The organism is Levilactobacillus sp. LN180102 (assembly GCF_050106635.1).
GTDB lineage: Bacteria > Bacillota > Bacilli > Lactobacillales > Lactobacillaceae > Levilactobacillus > Levilactobacillus brevis.
On sequence record NZ_JBNIIX010000021.1, the window covers coordinates 1 to 18947 of the forward strand.

21 protein-coding genes, 1 pseudogene and 1 other annotated feature are annotated in these 18947 nt (G+C 48.1%); of the genes and pseudogenes, 11 read left to right on the forward strand and 11 right to left on the reverse strand.

Translation table 11 applies throughout. The annotated features are described in order from the left end of the window. From ACP4IT_RS10985 to ACP4IT_RS11000, 4 genes and pseudogenes are all read left to right on the forward strand, one after another. Window positions 1-108, forward strand: a pseudogene (locus ACP4IT_RS10985) (IS30 family transposase); the annotation flags it as partial. Window positions 109-110: 2 nt separating this feature from the next. Beyond that, window positions 111-875 (forward strand): alpha/beta hydrolase, encoded by a 765-nt coding sequence (locus ACP4IT_RS10990; protein ID WP_015473012.1) that lies wholly within the window; start codon window positions 111-113, stop codon window positions 873-875. 125 nt (window positions 876-1000) lie between these two features. Next, on the forward strand, window positions 1001-1945 hold the full coding sequence (locus ACP4IT_RS10995; protein WP_011666864.1) for an ADP-ribosylglycohydrolase family protein: 945 nt from the start codon (window positions 1001-1003) through the stop codon (window positions 1943-1945). Then, the gene (locus tag ACP4IT_RS11000) at window positions 1945-2541 is read left to right on the forward strand and encodes a sugar O-acetyltransferase (RefSeq protein ID WP_041815052.1); all 597 of its coding nucleotides are present in this window, start codon (window positions 1945-1947) and stop codon (window positions 2539-2541) included. Before ACP4IT_RS10995 ends, ACP4IT_RS11000 begins: the two co-directional genes overlap by 1 nt. Before the next feature lie 108 nt (window positions 2542-2649). Here the strand turns inward: ACP4IT_RS11000 and ACP4IT_RS11005 are convergent, their stop codons facing one another. Further along, entirely contained in the window at window positions 2650-2964 is a 315-nt protein-coding gene (locus ACP4IT_RS11005) for a hypothetical protein (protein WP_011666866.1), read from the reverse strand. A 39-nt stretch (window positions 2965-3003) separates the two neighbouring features. Continuing rightward, window positions 3004-3576, reverse strand: a complete 573-nt coding sequence (locus ACP4IT_RS11010; RefSeq protein ID WP_011666867.1) for a cadmium resistance transporter — start codon at window positions 3574-3576, stop codon at window positions 3004-3006. 88 nt (window positions 3577-3664) lie between these two features. Here ACP4IT_RS11010 and ACP4IT_RS11015 point away from each other — a divergent pair, with 88 nt between their 5' ends. Beyond that, complete coding sequence (locus tag ACP4IT_RS11015) at window positions 3665-4096, forward strand: GNAT family N-acetyltransferase (RefSeq protein ID WP_011666868.1); 432 nt, start codon at window positions 3665-3667, stop codon at window positions 4094-4096. A gap of 42 nt (window positions 4097-4138) precedes the next feature. On the opposite strand, the gene ACP4IT_RS11020 is transcribed toward ACP4IT_RS11015, so the two are convergent. Together ACP4IT_RS11020 and ACP4IT_RS11025 are read right to left on the reverse strand one after the other, a co-directional pair. Then, the gene (locus ACP4IT_RS11020; protein ID WP_011666869.1) at window positions 4139-4651 is read right to left on the reverse strand and encodes a GtrA family protein; all 513 of its coding nucleotides are present in this window, start codon (window positions 4649-4651) and stop codon (window positions 4139-4141) included. A gap of 223 nt (window positions 4652-4874) precedes the next feature. Further along, window positions 4875-6515: a peptide ABC transporter substrate-binding protein gene (locus tag ACP4IT_RS11025; protein ID WP_156646913.1), complete on the reverse strand. Its 1641-nt coding sequence runs from the start codon at window positions 6513-6515 to the stop codon at window positions 4875-4877. A 124-nt stretch (window positions 6516-6639) separates the two neighbouring features. Beyond that, window positions 6640-6890, reverse strand: a binding site (T-box leader). 321 nt (window positions 6891-7211) lie between these two features. On the opposite strand from ACP4IT_RS11025, the gene ACP4IT_RS11030 reads away from it, so the two are divergent. After that, on the forward strand, window positions 7212-7847 hold the full coding sequence (locus ACP4IT_RS11030) for a helix-turn-helix domain-containing protein (protein ID WP_043022711.1): 636 nt from the start codon (window positions 7212-7214) through the stop codon (window positions 7845-7847). A 139-nt stretch (window positions 7848-7986) separates the two neighbouring features. Beyond that, window positions 7987-9261, forward strand: a complete 1275-nt coding sequence (locus tag ACP4IT_RS11035; RefSeq protein ID WP_225416976.1) for a YhgE/Pip domain-containing protein — start codon at window positions 7987-7989, stop codon at window positions 9259-9261. Window positions 9262-9324: 63 nt separating this feature from the next. Here ACP4IT_RS11035 and ACP4IT_RS11040 read toward each other — a convergent pair whose 3' ends face one another. The 3 genes from ACP4IT_RS11040 to ACP4IT_RS11050 all read right to left on the reverse strand — a co-directional run bounded on the left by ACP4IT_RS11040 (window position 9325) and on the right by ACP4IT_RS11050 (window position 11351). Next, on the reverse strand, window positions 9325-10173 hold the full coding sequence (locus ACP4IT_RS11040) for an SPFH domain-containing protein (protein ID WP_096109506.1): 849 nt from the start codon (window positions 10171-10173) through the stop codon (window positions 9325-9327). A gap of 13 nt (window positions 10174-10186) precedes the next feature. After that, complete coding sequence (locus ACP4IT_RS11045; RefSeq protein ID WP_041815058.1) at window positions 10187-10516, reverse strand: toxin-antitoxin system HicB family antitoxin; 330 nt, start codon at window positions 10514-10516, stop codon at window positions 10187-10189. A 97-nt stretch (window positions 10517-10613) separates the two neighbouring features. Further along, window positions 10614-11351 carry a MucBP domain-containing protein gene (locus tag ACP4IT_RS11050; protein WP_011666875.1) on the reverse strand — a complete coding sequence of 246 codons (738 nt, stop codon included), beginning with the start codon at window positions 11349-11351 and terminating at the stop codon, window positions 10614-10616. Window positions 11352-11660: 309 nt separating this feature from the next. Here ACP4IT_RS11050 and ACP4IT_RS11055 point away from each other — a divergent pair, with 309 nt between their 5' ends. Further along, window positions 11661-12227: a nucleotidyltransferase family protein gene (locus tag ACP4IT_RS11055; protein WP_086231764.1), complete on the forward strand. Its 567-nt coding sequence runs from the start codon at window positions 11661-11663 to the stop codon at window positions 12225-12227. Window positions 12228-12343: 116 nt separating this feature from the next. Here ACP4IT_RS11055 and ACP4IT_RS11060 read toward each other — a convergent pair whose 3' ends face one another. Further along, window positions 12344-12847, reverse strand: coding sequence for a DUF2798 domain-containing protein (locus ACP4IT_RS11060; RefSeq protein WP_011666877.1), 504 nt, complete (start codon window positions 12845-12847; stop codon window positions 12344-12346). A gap of 86 nt (window positions 12848-12933) precedes the next feature. After that, window positions 12934-13299, reverse strand: a complete 366-nt coding sequence (locus ACP4IT_RS11065; RefSeq protein WP_011666878.1) for a PaaI family thioesterase — start codon at window positions 13297-13299, stop codon at window positions 12934-12936. Window positions 13300-13331: 32 nt separating this feature from the next. Between ACP4IT_RS11065 and menB the strand changes: the two genes are divergently transcribed. Continuing rightward, window positions 13332-14153 (forward strand): 1,4-dihydroxy-2-naphthoyl-CoA synthase, encoded by an 822-nt coding sequence (gene menB, locus ACP4IT_RS11070; RefSeq protein WP_047021559.1) that lies wholly within the window; start codon window positions 13332-13334, stop codon window positions 14151-14153. 15 nt (window positions 14154-14168) lie between these two features. Beyond that, window positions 14169-15602, forward strand: coding sequence for an o-succinylbenzoate--CoA ligase (locus tag ACP4IT_RS11075; protein ID WP_015473023.1), 1434 nt, complete (start codon window positions 14169-14171; stop codon window positions 15600-15602). Window positions 15603-15666: 64 nt separating this feature from the next. Here ACP4IT_RS11075 and ACP4IT_RS11080 read toward each other — a convergent pair whose 3' ends face one another. Continuing rightward, the gene (locus ACP4IT_RS11080) at window positions 15667-16209 is read right to left on the reverse strand and encodes a DUF1097 domain-containing protein (protein ID WP_011666881.1); all 543 of its coding nucleotides are present in this window, start codon (window positions 16207-16209) and stop codon (window positions 15667-15669) included. 202 nt (window positions 16210-16411) lie between these two features. Here ACP4IT_RS11080 and ACP4IT_RS11085 point away from each other — a divergent pair, with 202 nt between their 5' ends. Then, window positions 16412-17356 (forward strand): hypothetical protein, encoded by a 945-nt coding sequence (locus ACP4IT_RS11085; RefSeq protein ID WP_024855286.1) that lies wholly within the window; start codon window positions 16412-16414, stop codon window positions 17354-17356. A gap of 59 nt (window positions 17357-17415) precedes the next feature. Here ACP4IT_RS11085 and ACP4IT_RS11090 read toward each other — a convergent pair whose 3' ends face one another. Next, complete coding sequence (locus ACP4IT_RS11090; RefSeq protein ID WP_123830899.1) at window positions 17416-18930, reverse strand: UDP-N-acetylmuramoyl-L-alanyl-D-glutamate--2,6-diaminopimelate ligase; 1515 nt, start codon at window positions 18928-18930, stop codon at window positions 17416-17418. Window positions 18931-18947 lie beyond the last annotated feature (17 nt).

Here is an 18947-nt window from a genome sequence, read left to right on the forward strand (position 1 = left end):
GATTTAACGACGACGTTACTCCAAATTAACCAGCGACCGCTTAAAATACTCGACTGGCAAACACCGTATCAGGTTATGCTGACAAATTTGTCCAAAAATTCGGATTAAATTTGCAATCTACCATTATTCGTCCCGCTGGCGATTATGCCAAGATGCCAGTTATCTTTTATATTCATGGTGCTGGTTGGGTATTTGGGAGTGCCAAAACACATGACAAGCTCGTGCGGGAACTTGCTGTGCGGACACATTCAGTCGTTGTATTTCCAGAATACACGCTGTCTCCCGAAGCCAAGTATCCAACGGCCATTGAGCAAAATTATGCGGTTTTGCAACAATTGCCTGAAATTGCTAAGGATGAGAACTTTGATGTCGATCGGTTAACGGTCGCCGGTGACTCTGTTGGGGGGAACATGGCCACGGTTATGACGTTGATGACCAAGCAACGCCAAGGCATTAAGATCAATCAACAATTGTTATACTACCCAGTGACGGATGCCAACTTTGACACGCCATCTTACAACCAATTTGCTGATAACTACTACTTAACTAAAGAAGGGATGCAGTGGTTCTGGGATCAGTATACAACGGATCCAAAGCAACGGGCAGAAATTACGGCTTCACCTTTGCGGGCTAGCCTGGATGAGTTGAAAGACTTGCCAGCGGCTATGATTTTAAATGGCGAAGCAGACGTGTTGCGTGATGAAGGTGAAGCGTACGCTAACAAGCTACGTGAAGCCGGTGTCGCTGTCACACAAGTTCAATTCCAAGGGATGATTCATGACTTTGTGATGGTTAACTCATTGGATGACACGCACGCCACTCGTGCAGCTATGGATTTATCAACTAGCTGGGTTTTGCAACGTAACAATCAATAACATCTTCGATAAGTAGGCGCTTAAGTGGCGAGATAATTTAAAAAAATTATCTCGCCACTTTTTTAGCTTCCCCCCTTTTTTAACACGGAGTCTGTTATGCTAGAGATAATTAGGAGGGTGATAACGTGACTGCTCAAGAAATTCTCAATGTGTTACGCGCAGCGGTGGTAGCCGATGCGCTGGGGGTCCCGGTGGAAATGAAGGCGCGCGGGACCTTTCAGCTAACCGGCATGACGGGCCATGGTTCATGGGACCAACCGACTGGTAGTTGGTCTGATGATTCGTCGATGACGCTTTGTCTTTTGGCAAACATCAATGAGCAGGGCAGTTACGCCGACCTTATGGATAAGTTCGAACGTTACATGATGACGGGAGCCTACACCCCAACGGGCACCACCTTTGATGTTGGGCGGACCTGTGCCCATGCAGTGCGGCAATATGCGATTAATCATATTGAACCGTTGCATTGTGGGGATACTGCCGGGAATGCCAATGGCAATGGGGCCTTGATGCGGATTGCACCGCTAGCCCTGGTCTTAAAAAATGAAGATAATCAGGATAACCGGTTTGCGGTTATTCATAATTACACGGTGGTGACACACGGCCATCTCCGGGCCATCATGGGCAGCTTCATCTACATTGAATTATTGCGTGACTTAATGATGGGGATGAGCTTACGTCAGGCATTATCCCACGTGCAGGAAGCCCTAATAACTTTTGTGGCGACTCATGAAAAATTTGCTAGTGAAGCTGCAACGTACCAACGACTCTTTACGCCGCGCTTTCAGCAACTACCAGCTACGGCCATTCGCTCAACCGGCTACGTGGTGGATACGTTAGAGGCCGCGGTGTGGATTGCACTAAACCACCACGACTTAGCCACCGGTATTTTAGCGGCAGCAAATTTAGGGAGTGACAGTGACACAGTGGCGACTGTGGCGGCATCCTTAATGGCCTTTGAACGGCCACAACAGTCGGTGCCGACTGACTGGTGGGACCAAACGCTGAATCATGAGTTATTAGACCACATGATGCAGCCGTTCGCGGCCAAGTTTGGGGAGGAAAAATGATGAACTTACCAGAAAAATATGCCTATATGGCGACTGGACAGCCTTATAATGACTTAGACCCGCTGTTGATTCAGCGGCGTGATCGGGCAACCCGCCTCACTGATGAGTTGAATGCTACTGCTGACCCAGATGCTAAGGCCACTTTGTTTACCGCGTTGGTTGGTTCGGTGGGGCCTCGTCCCCTGGTTAATCCCAACTTTCGGTGTGAATTTGGGGATAACATCCATGTTGGCCGCGATTTTTATGCGAATTATGACGTGGTCATGCTGGATGGTGCTCCTATTACGATTGGTGATGCCGTGTTATTCGGGCCAAAGGTGGGATTATATACTAGTAATCATTTAATTGATCCGACGGAACGGGCGCAAGGGGGCTGTATTGCTAAGCCGATTACCATTGGCAATCAGTGTTGGCTAGCTGCGAATGTGACGGTTCTTCCTGGCGTCACGATCGGCGCGGGAACGGTGATTGGTGGCGGCAGTGTAGTCACCCATGATATTCCAGAACACGTGGTGGCAGCCGGCAATCCCTGTCAGGTGTTACGACCGATTACGGCGGCTGACCGCACGGGTTTTGCAGGGCAAGATCTGATTTAGCTAAACTAAAAGAGCCTGGAGTGAAGGCTCCAGGCTCTTTTGCGTTGCCAAATATCTGGTATTAAAACGTGCGCCAGCTAAGCACCTTTTGACCCACGCTCTCTTTCGTCAGTGTTCAGAAAATAACTGGTGAGCTTTGGCGTAAGTGAAAAGCCGTTCTACGGCTGCTTGATTAGCCGGGGTGGTGAGGAGCACGGCACTTAAATTCGCTTCATCTAAAAAGTAGTGGAAGTCCCGATACCCCAAGGTGCTTTCAGCGGCGTGATAAGCAGTTGCCGCAATTAACCCGGTAGATGAGGTCGTCGTACTGATACGGAATAGTTGGGCGTCACCACTCAGTCGGCGCAATGTTGCCAAGGAGAAAGTTAGCGGTTGTTGACGATGAGTGCGTAAACTTTGCGTGTCGAACGTAATAGTGGGCATAACAGCCTCCTTTAATTAATGGGTGTTTCATGTGAAACATTAGAGTAGAATCAGCAAGCCGATCGTGATAAATAGTAACGGCGACAGCCATGTACCGAAGCGCTCAAAGAAACGGGTTGTCGTGTGAGACCGGGCTAGACGATAACTAACGCCTAACCACACCCCAATTAATACGAGAAAGATAACGAGGACACCGCTGAAAGTAGCCGGTGATAATTTGGTAAAATAAGGAATGTAAATGCTTAGGTTATCGCCGCCATTGCCAATGGTCATCGACCAAACCAGTGGTAGACTGACGGGTTGGGCTAAGCGGGGTGTCGCGATTGGGCCATGACGTTCCCGCCACCACTGCCAGAGACCGACGAGGCCCAACGTTAAGGGGACCAATCCAAGCCAGTGCGTTAGATGGGCGGCATCGTAATGGAGCACGCCACGACTGACCAGCCAAGCGATGGCAATTAGGGAAAGAATCCCAAGGTATTGTCCGGCGATAATTTGCTGGCGCTGCTGGCGATTTTTAGCGGCTAACCATAATAGAAGTAATACGACCAAGTCATCGGTATCCGTAACGAAAAATATCCCAATGGCGGTCAGAATGGCGGTAACTGACATACCCGGCTCCTTTTTGAACTTTAAGATGCTTTTATTCTACACGTCTTAAGGCCGGGCCACTACCTGTATAGCGAAAGGAGACAATAATATGTTAATGGCTTATCCAGCAACACGGCAAGATTATCCAGAACTGATCGCGCTTTGGCAAGCTTCGGTGACGGCAACCCACACCTTTTTGACGCCTACTGATAGCCAAAAAATTCGCGAACAATTACCGACCTACTTTGCAGCGGTAGAGTTGACCAAGTGGTTAGATGGGTCGAAGTTAATCGGATTTTCCGGTAGGCAGGGCCCGATGTTAGCGATGCTCTTCATTGCCCCAGATAGCTTCCGGCGGGGGTACGGTCACCAGATCATCGAGCGGTTAAATCAAAAACAAAACCTACGCTTGGTTGATGTGAACGAACAAAATCCGGGAGCCTTGGCCTTTTATCAACGGCAAGGATTTCGGATCGTGAGTCGGGATGCGTTAGATGATGCGGGGCAACCCTATCCAATTTTACACTTACGTCGCGATTAAAATCGTCAAAAAAACCATCCTGTTAGCAGGATGGCTTTTTGGTTAAGCTTTTGTATGCGCTTTGTTATTAAAGATAAACCACTTTGAGAAGAAGTAGTTGCCAATGACGGCCAACCCGTGACCAATGACCTTGGTGATGGTTGGGTGGAAGCTCAGTAGTGAGATACCTACATAGAGGATAACGGCTTCCAAAATATAGGTAAAGACGCGGGTGCCGTAGAACTTTCCCATATCGCGGAAGGGATGATCGGAGGCATGCTTGAAGACCAGCAGTTTATCAACCCAGAAGGCGGTTTGGACACTGAAGACCCAAGCCAGTAAGTTAGAAATTTGATATTCAACGCCAAAGATACTGTTAAAGAGGTAGAACATGGCGATGTTGACGACAACGCTCAAAGACCCCCAGAGCAGGTAACGTTGAATTTGTTTGTGGGCTTTTTCCTCAACTTCTTCAAGTTGTTCAGCAAATTCATTTTCTGTTTCGGTTAATTCCGCCTCGTACTCAGCTTCCGTTTCCGGATAGTGGTGGTGACGTAAGGGCACTTGATTTTCCATAAAGTCGAAAGACCTTTCTTAACGTTTTAATCGACCACGATGGCGCGATTAGCTGTTTTCTCAGCGCCAGCTTAGTTTTGAAAACGTGTAGTTGATATAACAACTTAATTATACCGTTTTTGACTGTCTCTGCAATGGTGCAAGCTGAGAACTTTTCAACGGCTTGGGGATAAAAAAGATCACGACCAATTAATGGTTGTGATCTTTTTACATGCCGCTAACGTTAATTCGCAACGTAGGCTTGGCGATAGTCGGCACTACCGTTAAATTTGTTGTAAATGACGCCTTTAACCTTGGGGTTAACCAAAGTACTGGTATGTGCTTCGTAGAGGGGTGTGACGGCTTGATCGGTCATGGCCGTTTTGGCTGCCTTGATCAGATCTTGGTACCGAGCTGATTTGTTGAGTGCGTCAGTTCCTTCGGCGTGCTGAATCGCTTGGTCATAGGTTCGGCTGTTATAGTGGCCCATATTGGAATTGTTGGTTGACGTTAGAATTTGTAATGACTGAATCGGGTCAGCATAGTCCATGCTCCAGCCAGTTAGGTTCATTTCAAAATTCCCCTTCGAGATATTGCCGAGCATTGTTTGGAAGGGTAAGGCTTGGACCGTTACCTTGAGGCCCAACTTACTGGTCAAAGAACTTTGGATGAATTCGGCCAAATTCTTAGTCGTGTCATCGTCTTGGCAAGTGAGGGTCAGGGTTACGTGATGCTTACCCAACTGCTTAAGGGCTTTTTGGTAGAGTTGTTTAGCCAATGTTGGGTTGTAATCGGCCGTGTTGGCTACCTGGGCATCAGTGGTGAAATCCGCTCCCGTCTTAGGATTTTTCAACATATTGTGAATGGCGAAAGTCTTGGCAGGCTTGGACCCATCCTTGAGGACCTTGCTAGTCAATTGCTGCCGATTAATTGCTAGAGAAATTGCTCGACGTAACGTGGCGTTAGCGGTGAGCCGGTTCTTTTCATTATATTGCATGAACCCAATTCGACCGGCCGCAAGTGACTTCAAATCCTGATTATTCTTATTTTGCGTGGTCTCTTCACCATTAAGGGTGACTGTATCTAGCTTTTTAGATTGATAAAGGTTGTAGGCAGTTGAACTGGCCTTAATAACTTGATAATTGATACTGGACAGCTTGACCGTCTTGGCGGCGCTGTAGGCAGGATTCTTAACCAACTTCCAGTTATCGTTGGTCCCAGTCCAGTTTTTCAAGACGAATGGGCCATTGTAAACGGTCGTTTTAGCCGAGCTACCGTACTGGTTACCGTATTTTTCGACCGCGGCTTTGTTAAGCGGGTAGTAGGTGGTGCTGGCTAACATCCGCTTGAAATAAGAGGCCGGTTTACTCAACGTAATCTTGAGTTGATACTTGCCGACTGCTTTAACGCCAAGTGTGGATGGGGCCTTTTTTCCGGCCGCAATTGCGGTGGCATTTTTGATGTTTGCGAACTGGTAGGTGAACTCCGATTTAGACTTCGGGTTCAGCATTCGTTCCCAAGAATACACAAAGTCCTGAGCGGTCACGGGTTGACCATTGCTCCATTTGGTATTGGGCTTCAACTTGATGGTGTAAGTGTGGCCATCATTGGTGACGGTCGTTTTAGTGGCCAAGGCATTTTCAGCTTGGCTGTTGGCGTCTAACCGGTACAGGCCTTCGCCGACCTGACTGAGTGTGTTGGTCGAAACGCTATCCGTAATCTTGGCCGTATCAAGACTGGCAATGGTCGCCGTCTCATAAAGGTTTAGATGTTGGGCAGTTGCTGTCTTAGTTGACTTCGAGTGGGCGGTCACAGCAAAGATGCCGCCGATTAAAATGATCCCGCCGCAAACGGCGAGTGCTTTCTTGTGATCTAATAAGCTCATAGTGGTTTCCTCCAAATTGATTGAAATTCTGAGTTGTTACAGCCACTGAGCGTTGCCATCGACTAAACATAGATGAATCCCCCTAAGAAAAAAGTAAACAAAAACCGCCCTTAACAGCCAATGCGTTAAGGACGGTTAACTTTTAACCGCGGTACCACCTTAATTGAACGCAGATACGCAAATAAGCGTCTGCGCCCCTCTCCACAGGAAACTAACATTTCCCTGACAACTGACGTATGTCGCACGTCTTCCCGTACTATAAATTCGGGGAAGCCCTCGGTGGTCCATTTACTTACCTGCGTTCGGCCGTACTCTCAGCAACGACGACTCTCTTTGCGGGCATGATAAGCTTGATCTCCACTTCAATGGTTTGTTTCGGACGATTTTTGAATTGAGGCAAGCATACCGCTTAGGGGTAAATCTGTCAAACCCTAAAATAAAAAAGATTTGTTATTAACCGATTTAGTAATTATCAGCGAGATAATAATTGATGATAGGTTAGCAAGGACGGTGCTGAATGCGGTAGGCAATGACCCTAAAAGCTATACGGGTTTTCCTAATTTAATGATTAATTCTTATTAAGCTTTAATTATTAATAATTAACTGATGTTTGTAAGCCAGGTAGGACTAACCAAACGGGTTCGGCCAAGCCAACTGACGGTTACCGGTATGATAAAAGAAAAGGGGGGATTTAGCATGACCATGACAGATGACGAAAAAATCACAAAAATTTTGGCCGCAGCTAGTGATCTGTTTATTCAGCCGGGGTATCAGGTGACGCAGATGCAGACGATTGCCCGGCACGCACACCTAGCAGTTGGTAGTCTCTACCGGTTCTTTAGTAGTAAAGCCGCGTTGCGTGATCAGCTTTTCCTGACAACATTGGGTGTGTCAGTAACGGGCACCACCTTGCCATTGACAACGGTGGACCAGACCCAATTATTAGCGCAAACTCAGACGGCCTATGACCAGTGGCAGGAGCAGTTTCAAAGCTGCCAACGAGCTGATGACTTAGATGATTTGCTGACAAATTTGGTGACGACTTTTCAACGGTATGGCCGTTATTTTTTGATACTGGAACACAACCCGACCTTGAATCCCGCACTAACTGCGCTATACCGTGACTATCGGCAACGACTCTACCAACAAGTTGGGGAGTTTCTCATGCGACAACGGCGGACGGCGACCGAAGCAGATGGCATGATTGTGGTTGACTTGATTTTTTGGTGGTGTGCGCACAAGCAGTACGATAGTTTTGAGAAGCCAGTTGGTCGCCAAGCATTGCCAGCTGTTTTGATACAACTGCGAACCATGTTGCACCGCAGCTATTAAGGGGAATTTTGATAAGCCACCGCCGTAACCGGGGGTATTTGGGAGTGGATGCGCGTATTTTCCAGTGGTTCGGTTAGACTAAGGTCGAAATTGAATGAACCGTTCATTCAATTTTAAACGTCGAAGGGGGATGGCGAGTATGGCCTTACACGAAATGCGGTATCTACACCAACATCCGGCAGTGATTCGAATTTTACTGGGAATTTTAGTGGTGCCGTTGGTCTATGCAGTCACGTTTTTAGCATCTGTTTGGAATCCATATGGGGAACTCCAGCATTTACCGATGGCTGTCGTCAATCAGGATCGGCCGGTCACGGGAATGGCGTGGGGCCGGCAGGTGACCCGCCAATTGGTCCGGGATCGCTCATTGGATTTTCGACAAATGCCAATGCAGCGCGCCCAACAGCAGCTGGCTACGGGGCACGTCTACTTGGTCTTACAGATCCCACGAGAGGCATCGCATCAGTTGCGGCATTTACCGACGGCTACCCGGCCCTTACACGTAACCTATCGGACAAATGCTGGTCAAAGTGCCGTCGCCGCCAAGATGGGGGAGTCAGCCATGACTAAGCTACAAATCCGGTTGAATCAAGCCGTCGTTCAAGCGGAGCAACAGGCCGCCCGACAACAGTTGGCGCAGCAAACCCGGCTCACGGCTGGTCAATTGCGGCAAATCGCCCAACTGACGGCGGCTAACCAGGGGACTGTCGCAACCCTGGCCTTATCACGGTTGCAAACGCAGTTAGCCCGTGGTGCACAAGCGATGACAGCAGTCACGCCGGCACAGCGGCGGGCCCAGGTCACGCCAATTCGCTTGATTCAACGGGATACCCATTCACTAGCTAATAATGGAACGGGGATGGCGCCGTACTTTATGACCATTGCGTTGTTTGTCGGGTGTATTACCCTCAATATTATTTATGATGCTGGCCAGCGTCACGGAAAATACCGTTACTTTGCCTTAGCGTGGTTAGATAAAATGAGCTTCCTATGGGGCTTCGTGGTGCTAGCAGCTAGTGCACTGTGGCTCGGCGTCTGGCAAGTTAATGGTCTTCGACCGGTACACCCACTAGCGACCTATCTATTTAGTTTATTGATTATTCTGGCTTTCTTTAGTCTCGTCACTTGTTTTCGCCTATGGCTGGGGCTGACGGGAGCGTGGCTAATGCTGCTCTTTATGATTTTTCAGATTGGGTGCTCTGGAGGAACCTATCCGATTGAATTGACGAATCCACTCTTGCGCGCGTTTCATCCGTATTTACCCATGACCATTGCGATGAGTGGTCTTCACCAGACGATTTCTCTGGGTGGGTCGATTACCGAGCAAGTTGCGATTTTAGTTGGCATGGTGGTGGCTTTTAGTTTAGGAACCTTGGCGTATTTCTACCGTCATCAAGATGTAAGTGCAGAATAAAAGAAGATCGACCTTCACAGCGGGTAAAACCTTGCGAAGGTCGATCTTCTTAGTTTTTCGTCATTATGATTGTGGATCAACCGGTTTAGTCGGATGCGGCGCCAATCCACTCTTCAAAGCCGCCCCGATGGCTGGAATTTGGCCCAGGTCGGTGACGTGGTCGTTGGGAACGACCACCACATTGGCGGGGGACTTGGCGAGGTCACTAAAGGCCGAAATCGATTGATTTTCGAAGAACTCGCGCGTGGCGGTTTCCAGACTGGAATTGACGGTGTCAATCCGGTACTTTTCAGCATCTGCTCGCGTTCGAGTGGCCGTGGCCTCAGCTGAGGCAGTCGCCATCAAAGCATCGTTTTTGGCCTTGGTCGTTAGTTCAATGGATTTGGCTTCCCCTTCAGCTTTTGCGATCGCTGCAATCCGTTCTCGGTCAGCCGTTAATTGCTTATCCATAGCTGACTGAATGGCTTTGGAAGGTGTGAGCTCATCAATGTTGGTACGATCAACGTTGATGCCGTACGTATCGGTTAAATCCCCAATGGCAGTTGCCAGTTCCTGGTTGATTTTGGCCGTGGAGCCTAGCGCTTCGTTAAGATCCATTCGACCAATAATATCCCGGAGGTGTCCCCGGACCAGCTGGGCCATTGATTCGACTGAATCCGTGTTTTCATATTGGTATTTGACCGAATTAGTAACGTGATAGTTGAGGGTGAGGCTGGCGGAAACATCAGCATTATCCTTTGTAATGACGGAGTAGTGTGGCAGCGCCAGTGGCGTCATCGCGAGATTAACCGTGCGAATTTTTTGAACCCCTGGTAGGTAAAAATGAATACCGGACGAGACGCTGTGTTTGTACTTTCCTAATGTTTCAACTAAACCTTCGTTATTTTGGCGCACAATTCTAATTCCAAACATCCTGATCGTCCCCTTAGATTTTTTTGAGCGTTAAGATATTCCCGTGACTCTCTGTGATGGTATAGCTGGCGTTCGGGTCCGGTGCTTCTGGTGACTCGAGTAAGTAGCGATAGTAAATACCGGCGACTAACACCAAGCCAGAGTCCGGATCAAGTTCTTTACCAGCCAAAGAACGGCCAATTAATTGGCGTTGTTCCCAGTTACCAGTGGGTGCCGAACGGGATAGCAAATGAACGATATAGGCGTTGATGCTCCGACCATCAGCGTCTGCCGCGGCGGATAGATGTTGAAAAAGGTCTTCGTCCATCCGTAGTAAAAACCGCTTTTGTTTTTCTTTTGCCATGATCATATCCTCCTGTTGATAGCTCTATGATATCACCGTGATATCATTTTGGCAATCTAATTTGGATTTTAGCAGATCATGGGAATGGCATTAGCGGTTATTTTCTAATTTTAGCCGTCAGAAGCTTACCGTGAGCGCTAACTTGAACCAATTCATTCATGGTGGAATGCTTTGTCGCAACAGCGTGGAAGGTGATGCCGCCGCTATTTGTCAGGGCCATTGTATAGATATTACCATCGCGATTATCCTTGAAACGATGTGTGGAACCAAAGCGATAATGAAATTCTTTCAAACCACTGCCGTGACCAGTATCGACGCGGTTAGAATAGGAAACATCATAATAGGGCTTAGAAAAATTGGTTCGTTCAACTACCACTTCGACACCGTCTTGTAAATTGCGGTCAAAAAGACCGATACGGTGGTCGCCAGTTAATTCCATATATAAATCGGCTTCGTGTTTGAATTCATAATCACGTTCGATAACATCGTAGTAGCGATAATAAACTTTGGTTGTTTTTCGGGTAAACTTCCCACTCGTGTTTTTAGAGTGGCTAGCTAAGGCCATATAGCCTGAGTCGTTTAATAGGTCGAGTGCTTTAGTATGATAGGTTGTCCCGATTTTACCGGTCAATGTTTTCTTTGACCAAAGATACTTGCCAGTGTGACCGCGTTTACCATAAACGTAATAGACAATGACTTTTCCTTTTGCTTTGGATTTTGCTACTTTAGTACTGGCAATGGCTGGCGTGGGTGTAACGCTAAAATACAGCACGCTACCGCTTAGAATGCCAATGAGTAATAGACTGCTTAAAAGGCCTAAACATTTTTTAATCATAAAAAAGGCTCCCCATAATCGTTTATAGGCTAATCATAGCATATATTCGTCGTAACTAATTCATGTTTTTGGATAAAATATATAGCGATAACTATTTGTAAAGGCGATAATGGTGAAGAGTCGTCATAGACTACGTGGAAAATAAACTATAAAAGATTGGTATTATAAGTGGGAGATATTCAGTAGTCTAGACATTGGCGGGACACCACGTTAAGGCATGATGTTTCATGTGGAACAATTGACATTAGCCATTTAGATATCATCATTTGGTGTGGTATTCTAAACTGACAATCAGGCTAGGAGGCGGCTATGGTGACAGGAATAAAACAAGTGAAAGCTATCATTGAAGAAACACCAGCATTAATGGAGATATTACGCTTAATTCAGGCATGCCACTTGCCTCAAGGAGCATTAGCGGCAGGGAGTATTCGCAATACTGTGTGGCAAGTGTTGAGCCATCAGCCGGTGGAACTCATTAGTGATGTGGATGTTGTTTTCTTTGATCCACAGCGGCCAGTTGAAGCCGATCTACAGATTTATACGGCACTGAGACGGCAAGCACCGCAGTATCAATGGCAGGTGAAAAATGAGGTCTATATGGCTCACTATAATTTTGCAAATGCACCGGAATTCACCTCTGTTAGTGACGCCATTGGTCACTTTGTTGAGGTACCAACGTGTATTGGGGCTTACCTAGATGAACAACAGCAGGTCCAGTTGATTGCGCCACACGGTGTTGCGGATTTATTAGCACTGCGCTGTCGTCCCATTTCCTTTTATCAGCAAGATGAGCAGCATCTTGCAATCTTTCGGGAACGTATGGCTACTAAACAGTGGCTACAGCGCTGGCCGAAATTACAACTCACCGAAAAGTAATGAAACCAAAAACGACCCGGTTGCAGATGCAACGCGGGTCGTTTGTCGTTAGCGTGGGATAACGACAAATAAAAAACGTCGCAACTACTGATTGGTAGCGGCGACGTTTAGTTAGGTTAATCTTTAGATGTTTCGGTTTCTAATGGTTGTTCGGGTGCTGGCACCTTTTGGACGAGTGATAAAATCTTACGGGCAATTGGGCCAACAATTAATAATTGTAGTGGTAACGCCATAAAGAGATTAAAAATCCAAGTGTGGAGATACGTCAAGAAGACGTTGCCCCCAAAGTTTTGAGTGACGACCATTCCGAAAAGTGACATTAACGTGACCATTCCGGCCACCATCATTACGGAGATGGTGAGGGCGATCCGAATCTGTTTCTTTTTCATATAATCGTTAATGATGTAGTGGAAAAAGAGATATTTGACACCGGGACCGATGATCCCTAGATCGCAAATTGCGGCGACTAGTAAGGCTAAGGGGTAGCCGACCAAGACTTCTCTGATGAAGTGATGACCGAAACCATCAGCTAAGGCGATGTTGTAACCAGCCATCACTAGGACCATCAGGCCCGCCATGACAGCAGTAAATAGTAGTTCTTCTTTAAAATTTCTAGGCATTGTGTTGCTCCTCGTTTGAATTTCCCACGAGAACTCAGCGTACCACAAATTTTTTCACGGCGTAAGTCTTTTTTGAAAACCAACGATTATTTTTTCATTGTTGTGAGGGTGACGGTGGCCTGGCTGGTGAGTTGGTCAGCGACTGTAATGGCGACTTGCCAGGTCTGCAAATGATGCCCGATATGCAGCGGTGTAGCTGTCGCAATTAATTCCCCCTGGGTCACAGCTTGGAGATGTTGGACGGTTAAATTAACCCCGACGGCGACGCGATCAGCATCGAGATTGGCATTGGCGCCTAGTGAGGCCGCGGTCTCGGCTAATACGCCATTGATGCCCCCGTGGACGACGCCATAGGGCTGTTTGATGGCAGCGCTCACAGGGAGTGCTATAATCGATTTTGTCTTAGTGATTAAGCGTTGCTTGATGCCTAAGGTGGTTAATAAATTTTCCATAATAATACCTCTTTTGAAAGGGTTGTGAAAGCATGACAACAGCAAATTGGCAACAGGTTAAGGATTACCAAGAAATTATTTTTGAACGAGCGGATAAGGTCGCTAAGATTACCATGAACCGTCCGGAAAAGCTCAATGCGTTTACGCCGGTAACGATCCAGGAAATGATTGATGCCTTCACGATTTGTCGCGATGATAGTAGCATTGGCGTGATCATTTTAACGGGAGCCGGTGATAAGGCCTTTTCTTCCGGTGGTGATCAGACTGTGCGGGGTAACGGGGGCTATGTAGGTCCTGACCATATTGCCCGGCTCAACGTCTTGGATCTTCAACACCTCATTCGGGTAATTCCCAAGCCCGTGATTGCCATGGTTAAGGGCTGGTCAGTTGGTGGTGGTAACATCTTACAACTGGTTTGTGATTTAACGATTGCGGCTGACAATGCGCAGTTCGGTCAAACGGGACCGAAAGTGGGCAGTTTTGATGCGGGCTACGGGTCTGGCTATCTGGCCCGCGTCATTGGCCACAAGCGTGCCAAGGAAGTCTGGTTCTTGAATCACTTCTATAGCGCGGAAGAGGCTTACCAAATGAACTGGATTAATAAAGTGGTGCCACTAGCCGAGGTTGAATCAGAAACGTTGGATTGGTGTCACGAGATTTTGCAGAAATCACCAACGGCATTGCGCTTCATCAAGGCCGCTATGAATGCTGATACGGACGGATTAGCAGGCCTTCAACAATTGGGCGGCGACGCAACGATGCTCTTTTATACGACCGATGAGGGGAAAGAGGGGCGTGATGCCTTTAACGAAAAACGGCAGCCTGACTTTGACCAATACCCTAAGTTTCCATAGAAAGGAGCAACAGTCGTGGATAATTGGATCACGAAGCAAGCTCAGTTGGCGCCCCAAAAGATCGCGGTGACGGATGGGCATCAGTCACTGACATTTGCGACACTGGCACAGCGCTTAACGCAAGTGGCCGGTCAACTGGCGGCGGTTGGTGCCTTAACGCAGCCCCGAGTAGCGATGCTGACTGATAACTCCCTCGCCGGCTATCAAGTTGCCTTAGCCTTATTGGGGGCGGGGCACACGATTGTCTGGTTGAACAAACGCCTACCGACCACAGAACTAAGGCGGCAATTACAAGACAGTACGGTGGCAACGTGTCTCGTTGCCGATGACTTATGGCGTGAGGGGTTGGGGGTGAACGCGGTACGTTTTGGAACGTTATTGACCACGGCCGCAACGCCCCGCCCACTTGTCGCAACGTTTGATGTGCATCAGGTCGCCAGTATCATGTATACATCGGGGACAACGGGACAACCCAAGGGCGTGCTACAGACCTTCGAGAATCATTATACCTCAGCAATTGCTTCTGCCTTAAATTTAGGTGTTATGCCAGACGATGAATGGCTGTGTACGGTACCGATTTTTCACATCAGTGGGTTTTCAATTATGATGCGCGGTTTAATCTACGGGATGACGGTGCGCTTGGTACCACAGTTTGACGCGCCAGCCATTGCGCACATCTTGCGAACGGAACCGGTGACCTTAATTTCGGTAGTGCCATTCATGCTCAAGAAGCTGTTAGATCAACAGACCCCCACGGCGGCACCTTATTGTGCTTTACGAGGAATGCTGCTGGGGGGTGGCCCCATTGATCAAGCCACGTTGCGGCGGTGTCAGCAGCAAGGGGTTCCCGTTGTGCAATCCTATGGGATGACCGAAACGGCTTCTCAGGTGGTGGCGTTAAACTTTGCGGATGCGCCAAGTCATGTGGGGTCATCAGGCAAACCGTTATTTACCACGCAACTCCAGTTGACTCCACAGACGCATGAGATTCTATTAAAAACACCCGCGCTAGCCGCTGGATACTTAGGGCAGCCAGCGAAGTTTGCGGCGAAGCTAACGGCAGATGGTTGGTACCATACCGGCGATGTGGGCCATTTAGATGAGGCCGGCTTCTTATATGTTGATGGCCGGTTGGATGACATGATTATTTCTGGCGGGGAAAATATTTTTCCTGATGCGATTGAGGCCGCCTATCAATCGGCGCCGGGGGTTCGCGATATTGCGGTCGTTGGTCGGTCGGACGCTGAATGGGGAATGGTGCCGGTGGCTTTTGTGGTCAGTGACCATCCCCTTGATGTGGCGGCGTTAGTCGCGTTTGGTCGGCAGCACTTGGCCCACTATCAGGTTCCCCAAACTTTTATCCCAGTGGTGGAGATTCCCCACAATGGCAATGGTAAAGTACAACGGGCTAAGTTGCGTGCGCGGTTATCCGCAGCTCACTCTGATTAAAAGAAAAACGGTTCCTTCAGTGCGTTGTGCATTCTGAAGGAACCGTTCTTTAGTTGGTGATACGTTAATCATCCTCAGCTGGTCGGTCGGCAGTTTTGTCGGCGTCCTTAGTCGGAAATAACTTGAAGCTTAATTTGTAAAAATAGTCGGAGGCGTAACCAATGACGAAAATTCCTAATAACATGGACGCGTACAATTGGAACACAAAGAGCGACCAATTATGAATCGTCACATTGGAAATAATCAGCATCGTAGTTCCCCAGGCAATCAGCCAGGCTGGAACAACGGTAAACTTCATGACGGTGCCTTGAAGGAACAGAACAACGAAGGTCATGAGACCAAACATGATTGCACTGGCCCACGGGGAAGCAATCCAAGAGACGTGAAGCAACCGGAAGGCCGCCAGTCCCCATATAATCCCCAGAGCAAAGCTCAGTAAAATATTCCAAAGTTTGTCTTTGGGAAAACCAGCACCAAAGAAATAAGAAACGGCGATAAAAGCGGCAGAGCCCATCCACAAGGAGAAACCGCTCATAATTAAACTATAGACTAAAGTGAAGAGGCCCACGCCAATTGCGTCAACCCAGACCTTTCGTGGAATGTTCATGATTCATACTCCCCTTTAACGTAATCAGAAGCGCTTACAATAATGATGTAATTAATACAGTTTAAATGATCCTGCGAAAACGTGCAAGGACTTTAGGTAAAACGTTGTATCAAACATAAAAGAATGGGGCAATCACTTTTCCATTAGATAGGTCTTCAACTATAATAGGGATAATGGAGATTTAAGATAGGGGAATCGTCAAATGGCACACACAACATTGAGTCCAGCCGAATTTTTGACGCCGCAACGACTGGCAAAATTATCAAGCAATCAACAAGACTATGCCGCAACTATCCTAGCAGATGTGTTGCGGGTTCGGCAGGCGGTCGGCTTAACGGGTGACTGGACACCACAACAAGTTGCCGCTACGCTAGCGGCTTTGCCGACAATGGTTGATCAATCACATCGGTATTACGTGGCTGTCGTACCAGTTTTGACAGCTTATTTCAAAGCACAGGCGTTGCCTAATGAAGCCGCTTTGTTGCAGGCCCTAAAAGCCGCGCGGACAGCATTAGTTGCTCCGCATGAAACAACGGATCAAGAGCAGGCGGCTTACGAAACGGTTGTCGCCCAAGTGGATACTTGGGTGCAGACCATGACGCAGCAACCCGAAGTACAGAATCTTTCCTCGGCTGACCAGCAACGGTTTGCTACCATTATTCATACGGTAGCGGAACTTCTGATAACGGGTAAGGGTTTACAACCGAGCGAGTGGACGGTCACAACGCTTAGTGAGATTATGTTTGGACCGTTTACGCATTTATTAGATGACAGCGAACGGGTTCCCGAACTTTTTCACCTAGTACCGTTTGCCCTGACGGCGTTATTCACTTATCTCGCCGACCACCAGTTGTTACCTGCTGCCACCGAGCTACAGGCGTGGGTCCGCAACCAGCACACCGCCTTGACCACGATGTATGATCCCAAGTTAGAACACTTCTTTGAAGAGCTAACGGCTGCGATGCAACAGCAGGGGATTGATACGCGTGATCGGCAAGCCGTTGATGCCTTTACGCAGGATTATTTGCGCGCCCACCCAACGACTAGTCGGGCTTTATTTATGACCGATCATCAATTAACTCAGTCACATCCAGCCAAGCAATTAAAATTTAGCCAAAAGAAACGGCGTAAGCGCCGTCGTAAATAAGTTTAATCGTCAAAAAAACGCGTAGCCCAATTAAGGGTTACGCGTTTTTGGTTAAGCCGCTATGATTCATCGGCTAAGCTGTCAATCACGTCTTGGGCGACGACTGGATCAGAAGCATACGGGGTATCTACCCCATTGATCTTTTGATATGCGTCTTCACCCTTGCCAGCTAACACGACCAAATCGGTATTTGTGGCCGTGGTAATGGCTTGGGCAATCGCCGTTTCCCGTTGGGCGATGATCGTTGTCTTGACCTTCGTATGGTCAATATGACTGTCAATCTCACGGGCAATGGCCATTGGATCTTCATGTCCCGGATCATCGGTCGTCAGGTAAGCGGCATCAGCATAGTCATTTAATGCTTTAGCGAAGCCTTCACGCCGATCCTCACCTTTATCACCAGTGCTCCCCAATACGGCGATCACCCGGTGGTCAGGGAACTGCGTATGCAAGAAGCTCAGCAAGGCATTCATGCTGCCCCAATCGTGGGCGTAGTCGATGTAGACGGTCCCGTGATGCTTGGTGGTAATGGACTCCATCCGACCAGGGATGCGGGTGTGTGCCAATCCGTATTGCATGTCAGCGACCTGCGCCCCAGCCAGATGACTGGCCAGAATGGCAGCTGCCGAATTACTTTGATTGAAATCACCGGGGACGGAAACGTCGTAGGTGGTGGCGAGAGCGGCTAAGCGCTCATCGTGCACCGTTAAGTCGAAATGACTGTCCGTTAGCGTGGCTTGTCGACTGGTGATTGAGAGGGATGCCTGTGTCTGATTGAACCCGTAAGTGAAGATGTGTTCGGGGTCCGTTGAAACTTTGGCGGCCGCATAGATCTCATCAAAGTGATCGGTTTCGGCATTGATAATGCAATTGCGTGAATTTAACAGTAACTGCATTTTGCAGAACAGGTAGTTGGCAAAGTTGGGATGCTCATTGACCCCGATGTGATCGGGTGAAATGTTCAAGAAGATCCCAACATCAAAGGTTAACCCGTAAACGCGATCAAGCAAATAAGCTTGTGACGCGACTTCCATCACCAAAACCTTTTGACCGTTGTCGACGGCTTGTCGCATTTCTTTGAACAGGTCGAAAGATTCGGCCGTGGTCAAATGTGCCCGGTACTGGTCTTGTGGTTTTGGTCCGACGATATGGTTAATCGTAGAAAACATCGCAACTTGTTGGGGGAAAGCGTGGGATAAGATGTTGGTCGTCAAATACGTTGACGTTGTCTTACCCTTGGTGCCCGTATACCCAATGACAAACAGGTCGTTTTGGGGAAAGTCAAAGTATAATTGTGCCGCTAAAGACAAGGCCTTGCGGACATTTTTAACCAAGATGACCGGAACAGACACGCCGTAGTCTTCTTCAGCTAAATAAGCAGTTGCCCCGTTTTCAATGGCACTGTGGAGATAGTCCACTGAGAAGTTGAACCCTTTACAAACAAAGAGGGTGTTCGCTTGGACTTGCCGCGAGTCATAAGTGAGGCCCGCAAAGTCAGTGTCGTCCACTTGCAGCGTTGTGTTCCGTAAGAGATCATGTTCTTGGAGTAACGCTATCAGTTGGTTTGCTTTCATGCAATGGCCTCTTTTCG